Source organism: Streptomyces corynorhini, assembly GCF_003346515.1.
Classification (GTDB): Bacteria; Actinomycetota; Actinomycetes; order Streptomycetales; family Streptomycetaceae; genus Streptomyces; species Streptomyces corynorhini.
On the sequence record NZ_QQNA01000168.1, the window covers coordinates 1 to 8818 of the forward strand.

7 protein-coding genes are annotated in these 8818 nt (G+C 70.9%); 5 read left to right on the forward strand and 2 right to left on the reverse strand.

What is annotated here, in order from left to right; translation table 11 throughout:
• Positions 1 to 241 precede the first annotated feature (241 nt).
• Together DVH02_RS20925 and DVH02_RS20930 are read right to left on the reverse strand one after the other, a co-directional pair.
• A complete protein-coding gene (locus tag DVH02_RS20925; RefSeq protein WP_407697658.1) occupies positions 242 to 952 on the reverse strand; it encodes a class I SAM-dependent methyltransferase in 711 nt (236 codons plus the stop codon).
• A gap of 83 nt (positions 953 to 1035) precedes the next feature.
• Positions 1036 to 1632: a DUF3043 domain-containing protein gene (locus tag DVH02_RS20930; protein WP_114625363.1), complete on the reverse strand. Its 597-nt coding sequence runs from the start codon at positions 1630 to 1632 to the stop codon at positions 1036 to 1038.
• Positions 1633 to 1914: 282 nt separating this feature from the next.
• Between DVH02_RS20930 and DVH02_RS20935 the strand changes: the two genes are divergently transcribed.
• From DVH02_RS20935 to DVH02_RS20955, 5 genes are all read left to right on the forward strand, one after another.
• Positions 1915 to 2709: a PspA/IM30 family protein gene (locus tag DVH02_RS20935; protein WP_114625364.1), complete on the forward strand. Its 795-nt coding sequence runs from the start codon at positions 1915 to 1917 to the stop codon at positions 2707 to 2709.
• Between the two features lie 9 nt (positions 2710 to 2718).
• Positions 2719 to 3000: a PspA-associated protein PspAA gene (gene pspAA, locus DVH02_RS20940; protein WP_114625365.1), complete on the forward strand. Its 282-nt coding sequence runs from the start codon at positions 2719 to 2721 to the stop codon at positions 2998 to 3000.
• 131 nt (positions 3001 to 3131) lie between these two features.
• Positions 3132 to 4400: a sensor histidine kinase gene (locus DVH02_RS20945; RefSeq protein ID WP_407697657.1), complete on the forward strand. Its 1269-nt coding sequence runs from the start codon at positions 3132 to 3134 to the stop codon at positions 4398 to 4400.
• On the forward strand, positions 4397 to 5080 hold the full coding sequence (locus DVH02_RS20950) for a response regulator (RefSeq protein WP_114625366.1): 684 nt from the start codon (positions 4397 to 4399) through the stop codon (positions 5078 to 5080). The genes DVH02_RS20945 and DVH02_RS20950 overlap by 4 nt, the downstream gene beginning before the upstream one ends.
• A 187-nt stretch (positions 5081 to 5267) precedes the next feature.
• A complete protein-coding gene (locus tag DVH02_RS20955; protein ID WP_114625367.1) occupies positions 5268 to 8426 on the forward strand; it encodes an efflux RND transporter permease subunit in 3159 nt (1052 codons plus the stop codon).
• Positions 8427 to 8818: the final 392 nt, after the last annotated feature.

Below are 8818 nucleotides of genomic sequence, written 5' to 3' on the forward strand. Positions count from 1 at the left end.
GGGACCGGTCGTCTCGCGGGGGCCGGCCGGTGGCGCGCTCCCGGGGGCGGGGCCGATGTCCATGTCGGCGTCCACGCCGCTCACTTCAGTGCTGCTCATCTCTGACAAGACGCAGGACGGCGCCCCGCACCTGACACCGGACGGGCCGTCACAAAGGGACCTGCGTCACAGGGAACACGGGAACAGCGGGTACGCGGGAACAGCGGGTACGCGGGAACGTGGGTACACGGGAACCCGGGTCTCAGCCACGGACTCCGCACAGATGCAGCAGCGCCGCCACCCGGCGGTACGGCTCCGTGCGCCCCGCCCGGTCCTCCGCCGAGAGCAGCCGCTCCAGCTCCTCGCCGTCGGGCACCACCGCGTCGGCCGCCGAGCCGTCCGTGAAGACCCGCACCCCGTACCAGGCGTGCAGCGGCGCCGCGATCCCCGCCAGCGTCGCGGTCAGCGTCTCCAGCCGGTCCGCCCGGACGCGCAGCCCGAGACGGTTGGTGTACATGGCCGAGTCGAACGCCTCCAGCGCGGTGCCCCAGTCCCCGGCGTGGCCGGGCCGCAGCGCCAGCGCGTCACCGTTGCGCACGAGCAGCGAGAGCAGCCCGCCGGGCGCCAGCATCCGGGCCAGGCCCGCGAGCATCGCGTCCGGCTCGGACACGTACATCAGTACGCCGTGGCAGAGCACGACGTCGAAGCTGCCGGGCAGGAAGTGCACCCCGGTCTCCAGGCCGTCGCCCTCGATCAGCCTGACCCGCTCCCGTATGCCCGCGGGCTCCAGGGCGAACGCCTCGCGCGCCGTCGCCAGCATCCCGGGATCGGATTCGAGACCGGTCACGGCGTGACCGGCCCGCGCCAGCCGCAGCGCCTGCGTGCCCTGGCCCATGCCGACGTCCAGCACCCGCAGCCGCCGCCCCAGCGGGAAGCGCGCGGTTATCTGCTCGTCGAGCTGGCGTGCCACCAGCTCCTGACGGACGACGTTGCGCAGCCCTCCGAGCCCGGCCAGCCAGTTCGCCCGCGCGCCCGAGAAGCCGGAGACCTCCGTGCTCAGGGCCGGGCTCCGCGCTTGACCTGCGGCTTGGGCAGACGCAGCCGACGCATCTGGAGCGTACGCATCAGGCCGTAGGCCACCGCGCCACGCTTGGGCGTGTCGGGGAAGCGCTCGGCGAGCTGCTTCCTGAGCCGGAGCCAGATGCCGATCGAGTCGATGACGATCAGCACGATCACACCGAGCCACAGCAGCAGCGCGATGTTCTGCAGCGCGCCGACCCTGACCATGCTCAGCACCAGGATCACCACCGCGAGCGGCAGGAAGAACTCGGCGATGGCGAACCGCGAGTCCACGAAATCGCGGACGTAGCGGCGCACCGGGCCCTTGTCACGGGCCGGCAGATAACGCTCGTCGCCGCTGGCCAGGGCTTCGCGCTGCCTGGTCAGGTCGGCCCGCCGCGCCTCGCGCTGGCGCTTCATGGCCGTCTTGCGGTCGGTCGGCGTCGTCGAGGCGCGTCGGCGTTGCGACTCGGCCTCACTGCGCTTGGGGGTCGGGCGGCCCTTGGGGGCCTGCGGGTCGCGGGGCTGCGTGGAGAGGTCCGCCGTCACCTTGGTGGCGGTGGCCTTCTCTTCCTTGGAGCGGCTTCGGAACACAAAGCCCAAGGGTACGGGGTGTCGTGGTGGGACCCCACCCCCACGGGGAACGATCCCGCAACGTCCTGCGTCGGTAGAGGGACAGAGCGGGTCTTGTCCCCGTTTTTCCCTGCGGTCACTCAGGGTCATCTACTCCTTGCGTCCGACCGTACGGGCGGCCAGTCGTCCTTGGGGAGGAGCGCATCCGCGCTGGAACAGTGCGGTAATAGAGGCAGGGCCCGTACTGTGGGTTCTGTTGGAGTGCTGTAGCCGGAGTCCGTCAGAAGGGGGCGCGCGAAGCCCATGAGCGGTGTCATGAAGCGTATGGGGATGATCTTCCGCGCGAAAGCCAACAAGGCCCTTGACCGGGCTGAGGATCCGCGCGAGACCCTCGATTACTCGTACCAGAAGCAGCTGGAGCTGCTTCAGAAGGTGCGCCGCGGTGTCGCCGATGTGGCGACGTCGCGCAAGCGGCTGGAATTGCAGCTGAACCAGTTGCAGGGCCAGTCGAGCAAGCTGGAGGACCAGGGCCGCAAGGCGCTGGCGCTGGGCCGGGAGGATCTGGCGCGCGAGGCGCTGTCCCGCCGTGCCTCGCTCCAGCAGCAGGTCACCGACCTGGAGACACAGCACCAGACGCTCCAGGGCGAGGAGGAGAAGCTGACGCTCGCCGCGCAGCGACTCCAGGCCAAGGTCGACGCCTTCCGTACGAAGAAGGAGACCATCAAGGCCACCTACACGGCCGCGCAGGCCCAGACCAGGATCGGCGAGGCGTTCTCCGGCATCTCCGAGGAGATGGGCGACGTCGGCATGGCCATCCAGCGTGCGGAGGACAAGACCGCACAGCTGCAGGCACGGGCCGGCGCGATCGACGAGCTGCTCGCCTCCGGCGCCCTGGACGACCAGTCCGGGATGGCGAAGGACGACATCGCCGCCGAGCTGGACCGGATCTCCGGCGGTTCCGATGTCGAGCTGGAGCTTCAGCGCATGAAGGCCGAACTGGCCGGCGGCTCGACGTCGACGCAGGCGATCGAGGGCGGCAACGGCGGTACGGGCACGCAGGACGCCCAGCCGTCGACCAACAAATTCGACAAGCAGTAGGGGCGCGTCATGATCGTACGGATCATGGGGGAGGGCCAGGTGAAGCTGGCCGACAGTCACTTCGCCGCACTCGACAAGCTCGACGACGAACTGCTGGCCGAGGTCAGGGACGGGGACGAGGCCGGCTTCCGCCGCACCTTCCACGCGCTCCTGGACAAGGTCCGCGAGCTGGGCGAGCCGCTGCCGGACGACGCCCTGGAGCCGTCCGAGCTGATCCTGCCCGCTCCCGGCGCGACCATGGAAGAGGTCCGCGCGATGCTCAACGACGACGGCCTGATCCCGTCCTCCTGACGCGACAGGCTCCCTCCTCCCGCCAGGAGGACGGGGGCGTCCGCATCCGCACTCCAGCCACTCTTGAGTGCCCCGCACCCACCCGGTGCGGGGCGCTCGTGCGTTCCGGCGCGCGCCCGCACCCCGTACCGTTGCCGGATGTGAGCCGAATCGAAAACGTGTACACCCGCACATGGGGATGGGCGCACGCACATCCGCTCGCCTCGGACGGCGCACTGGCCGCCGCCGTCCTCGTCGCCATGCTCTTCGGGTCGTTCACCGATCACAGTGGCCCCGACGGCCCCGCCTTCGGCGCCCGTACGCCCGACCCGGTCAGCGTTCTGCTCATGGTGCTCGGCGGCGCCGTGCTCGTCTTCCGGCGCCGCGCGCCCATGCCCGTGCTGCTCTGCACCACCGGGCTGACCCTCCTCGACCTCCTGGTGGCCCAGCCGCCCGCTCCGCTCGTCGTCAGCGCCGTCATCGCGCTCTACACCGTCGGCTCACGCACCGACCGGCCCACCACCTGGCGGGTCGGGGTCGCCACCATGACCGTGCTCACCGGCGTCGCCATGATCCTCAGCCCCGGCCCCTGGTACGCCCAGGAGAACCTGTCGATCTTCGCCTGGACCGGCATGGCGGGCGCCGCGGGCGACGCCGTCCGCAGCCGCCGCGCCTTCGTCGGCGCCATCCGCGAGCGCGCGGAACGGGCGGAGCGCACCCGCGAGGAGGAGGCGCGCAGAAGAGTCGCCGAGGAGCGGCTGCGGATCGCCCGCGATCTGCACGATGTCGTCGCGCACCACATCGCGCTGGTCAATGTGCAGGCGGGCGTGGCCTCGCACGTCATGGACAGGCGTCCCGACCAGGCCAAGGAGGCGCTCGCCCATGTACGCGAGGCCAGTCGCTCGGCGCTCAGCGAGTTGCGGGCCACCGTCGGGCTGCTCCGGCAGTCCGGCGACCCGGCGGCCCCCACGGAACCCGCCCCCGGCCTCGCACATCTGGACCGGCTGCTGGACACCTTCCGCAACGCGGGACTGTCCGTGGAGTTCGCGATGAACGGCCGCGCCCAGAGCCGGGGCCTGCCCGCCGCCGCCGATCTCGCCGCGTACCGGATCATCCAGGAGGCCCTGACCAACGTCCGCAAACACGCGGGCCCGGGAGCGAAGGCCGAGGTCAGCGTCGTACACCTGGGGGCGACCGCCGAGATCACCGTCCTCGACGACGGCGGCGACGAGACCGGCGCGACAGCGGCGGGACCGTACACCGGTGACACCGACGGCGGCGGCCACGGCCTCATCGGGATGCGCGAGCGCGTCACCGCCCTCGGCGGCACCCTCACCGCGGGCCCCCGCTACGGCGGCGGCTTCCGCACCCAGGCGATACTGCCCGTCGACGACCGTACGCGGCAGGGGGAGAACACATGACGATCAAGGTGCTGCTCGCCGACGACCAGACACTGCTGCGCAGCGCGTTCCGGGTGCTGGTGGACTCCGAGCCCGACATGGAGATCGTGGGGGAGGCCGCCGACGGCGCGCAGGCCGTGGACCTCGCCCGCGCCACCCGGCCCGACGTGGTCCTGATGGACATCCGGATGCCCGGTACGGACGGCCTGACCGCCACCCGCACCATCAGCGCCGACCCGGACCTCGACGAGGTCCATGTCGTCATGCTGACCACCTTCGAGGTCGACGAGTACGTGGTGGAGTCGCTGCGCGCCGGGGCCTGCGGCTTCCTGGGCAAGGGCGCGGAGCCGGAGGAGCTGCTCAGCGCGATCCGGGTCGCGGCGGCGGGCGAGGCGCTGCTCTCGCCCCTGGCGACCAAGGGCCTCATCGCCACCTTCCTCGCCCAGGGCGGCGGCGCGGGCGGTCGCGGCGGCGCGGACCACTCCGCGCGGCTGGACGTCCTCACCGTGCGCGAGCGCGAGGTGCTCGTCCAGGTCGCGGGCGGCCTCTCCAACGACGAGATCGCCGAGCGGCTCCAGGTCAGCCCGCTCACCGTGAAGACCCACGTCAACCGGGCCATGGCCAAGCTCGGCGCGCGCGACCGCGCACAGCTCGTCGTCATCGCGTACGAGTCGGGGCTGGTACGTCCGAGGGTGGACTGACTCACCCCCGGGCTACTCCAGGCGCGGTATGCGGCAGATAAAGAAGGGGACCTGGGGGCTACGCGTTCGGCCTCTCGGATGGCAGATCGTATAGGAGGGGCCGCAATGCCCACCCCGGAGGCGTCTCACACCTCCGGGGCCGAGCCGCCGAACCCACCTGCCGCGTACACCACAGAAGAGAGACCCCATGTCCTGGCTGGCAAAATTCAGCCTCGCGCAACGGGCCCTGATAGGGCTGATTTCGATCATCGCGATCGTGTTCGGCGCGATCGCGATACCGCAGCTCAAGCAGCAGCTGCTGCCCTCCATCGAACTCCCGATGGTCTCGGTGCTCGCCCCCTACCAGGGCGCGTCCCCCGATGTGGTCGAGAAGCAGGTCGTCGAGCCGCTGGAGAACTCGCTCAAGGCCGTCGACGGCATCGACACCGTCACCTCCACGGCCAGCGAGGGCAGCGCCGTCGTCATGGCCTCCTTCAACTTCGGTGACAGCGGCACGAAGCAGCTCGTCGCCGATGTCCAGCAGGCCGTGAACCGCGCCAGGTCCCAGCTGCCGACGGGCGTGGACCCCCAGGTGATCGCCGGCTCGACGGACGACATCCCGACCGTCGTCCTCGCCGTCACCTCCGACAAGGACCAGCAGGCCCTCGCCGACCAGCTCGACCGCTCGGTGGTCCCCGCGCTCCAGTCCATCGACGGCGTCGGCCAGGTCACCGTCGACGGCGTGCGCGAACTCCAGGTCGCCGTCACGCCCGACGACCGGAAGCTCGCCGAGGCGGGCCTGACCACCATGTCGCTGTCCGAGGCCCTCAAGGCCGGCGGCGCGACCCTCCCCGCCGGCTCCTTCACCGAGGACGGCAAGAGCCGTACGGTCCAGGTCGGCGGCGGCTACACCTCGCTCCGGCAGATCGAGGACCTGCGGATCGCCCCGGCCGCCCAGGGCGGCGCCGGTGACGCGGGAGCGGCCAAGCCCGTACGCCTCGGCGACATCGCCACCGTCGAGCAGAAGCCGGCCGCCGCGACCTCCCTGACCCGGACGAACGGCAAGCCCAGCCTCGCGGTCATGGTCACGATGGACAAGGACGGCAGCGCCGTCTCCATCTCCGACGCCGTCAAGGACAAGCTGCCCGACCTCCGCAAGGACCTCGGCGCGGGCGCCACCCTCACCGTCGTCACCGACCAGGGCCCCGAGGTCTCCAAGTCGATCTCGGGACTGACCACCGAGGGCGCCCTCGGTCTGCTCTTCGCGGTGATCGTGATCCTGGTCTTCCTGGCCTCGATCCGCTCCACGATCGTCACGGCGGTCTCCATCCCGCTCTCCATCGTCCTGGCGCTCATCGTGCTGTGGACGCGTGACCTCTCGCTCAACATGCTCACCCTCGGCGCGCTGACCATCGCGATCGGCCGCGTCGTCGACGACTCGATCGTCGTCCTGGAGAACATCAAGCGCCACCTCGGCTACGGCGAGGAGCGCGAGAGCGCCATCCTCACCGCCGTCAAGGAGGTCGCGGGCGCGGTCACCGCCTCCACCCTGACGACCGTCGCCGTGTTCCTGCCGATCGGACTGGTCGGCGGCATCGTCGGCGAGCTGTTCAGCTCGTTCTCGCTCACCGTGACGGCGGCCCTGCTCGCCTCGCTGCTCGTCTCCCTCACCGTCATCCCCGTCCTCTCGTACTGGTTCCTCAAGGCCCCCGGCCTCGCGGACGGCGTCGACCCGGACGAGGCGCGCCGCAAGGCCGAGGAGGAGGAGACCCGCAGCAGGCTCCAGCGGCTGTACGTCCCCGTGCTCGGGTTCGCGACCCGCCGCCGCTTCACCAGCGTCGTCATCGCCGTCGTGGTCCTGCTGGTCACGCTCGGCATGGCGCCGCTGCTCAAGACCAACTTCTTCGACGAGGGCGACCAGGAGAGCCTGACGATCTCGCAGAAGCTGGAGCCCGGTACCAGCCTGGAGGCCGCGGACGCCTCCGCCGAGAAGGTCGAGAAGCTCCTCTCCGGCCTCGACGAGGTCTCCGACTACCAGGTCACCGTCGGCTCCTCCGGCTTCATGGCCGCCTTCGGCGGCGGTACGGGCGCCAACCAGGCGTCGTACCAGGTCACCCTCAAGGACGCGAAGAAGTCCGAGGAGACCCAGAAGCACATCGAAGGGGAACTCGCCAAGCTCAAGGGCATCGGCACCACCACCATCAGCGGCGGCGGCGGCTTCGGCAGCCAGGACCTCAGCGTCGTCGTCAAGGCGTCCGAGTCGGACACCCTCGAAAAGGCGGCCGAGGAAGTACGCAAGGCCGTCGCCACCCTGGACGACGTCGCCGACGTCCAGAGCGACCTGTCGCAGTCCGTCCCGCGCATCTCGGTGAAGGCCAACGCGAAGGCCGCCGATGCGGGCTTCAACGACGCCGCGCTCGGCGGGGCCGTCGCCCAGGCCGTCAGCGGCACCCGGTCCGGCACGGCCATGCTGGACGAAAGCGAGCGCGACGTCGTCGTCACCTCCGAGAAGCCGGCCGCCACGATCGCCCAGCTGAAGGCCCTGCCGCTCGGCCCGGTCAAGCTCGGCCAGATCGCCGACGTCAAGCTCGTCCCCGGTCCGGTCTCCATGACCCGTATCGACGGCGCGCGTTCCGCGACGATCACGGCACGGCCGCTCGGCGACAACACCGGCGCGGTCAGCACGGCCCTCCAGACGAAGATCGACGGCCTGAAGCTGCCCGACGGCGCCACCGCCACCATCGGCGGTGTCACCTCGGACCAGGACGACGCCTTCACCAAGCTGGCGCTCGCCATGCTCGCCGCGATCGCGATCGTGTTCATGCTGCTGGTCGCGACCTTCCGGTCGCTCGTCCAGCCGCTGATCCTGCTCGTCTCCGTGCCGTTCGCCGCGACGGGCGCGATCGCCCTGCTGCTGCTCACCGGTACGCCGCTCGGCATCCCGGCCATGATCGGCATGCTGATGCTGATCGGCATCGTCGTCACCAACGCGATCGTGCTGATCGACCTGATCAACCAGTACCGGGCCCAGGGCCTGGGCGTGGTCGAGGCGGTCGTCGAGGGCGGCCGTCACCGGCTCCGCCCGATCCTGATGACGGCGCTCGCCACGATCTTCGCGCTGATGCCGATGGCGGCGGGCGTCACGGGCGAGGGCGGCTTCATCGGCCAGCCCCTCGCGGTGGTCGTGATCGGCGGTCTGCTCTCGTCCACGCTGCTGACGCTGCTGCTGGTGCCCGCGCTGTACGCGATGGTCGAACTCCGCAAGGAGCGCCGGGCGGCGAAGAAGGCCGCCAAGCGCGCCGCGAAGGACACCCCGGCCACCGGCACCCCGGCCACCGAGCCGGACCAGGAGCCGGTCAAGGTGTGACCCCCGGGCCGCACAGGCACAACGCCCCGGNNCCGGGGCGTTGTGCCTGTGCGGGCCCCGGCCACTTCGTGAGGGCGGCAGCGCCACCGGCTCATAGCGCTCTGCGCGACGGACCGCGTCCAGTGGAAGTGGCTGGTCATGGCGGGGGCGATGATCTGTCCGCTCTACCTGACGCACTACGCCGCCGGTGGGGACTGTGACGGTGCGGGTGGGTTCGCCCTGCGGGGCACGCGGTAGTGGTGTGGGGTGGCCCGGCTCCGGTTCGGCGGCTGGGGGGTGTGGTGCTTGCTGGGATTCATGCCCCGCTGGTCACCACTCGCTGCGTTCTGCGGGTCAGTACCAAGAGGTAAGCGAGCTGAACGGGAGCAGATCATGGCGGGTGGGGGCCGCCC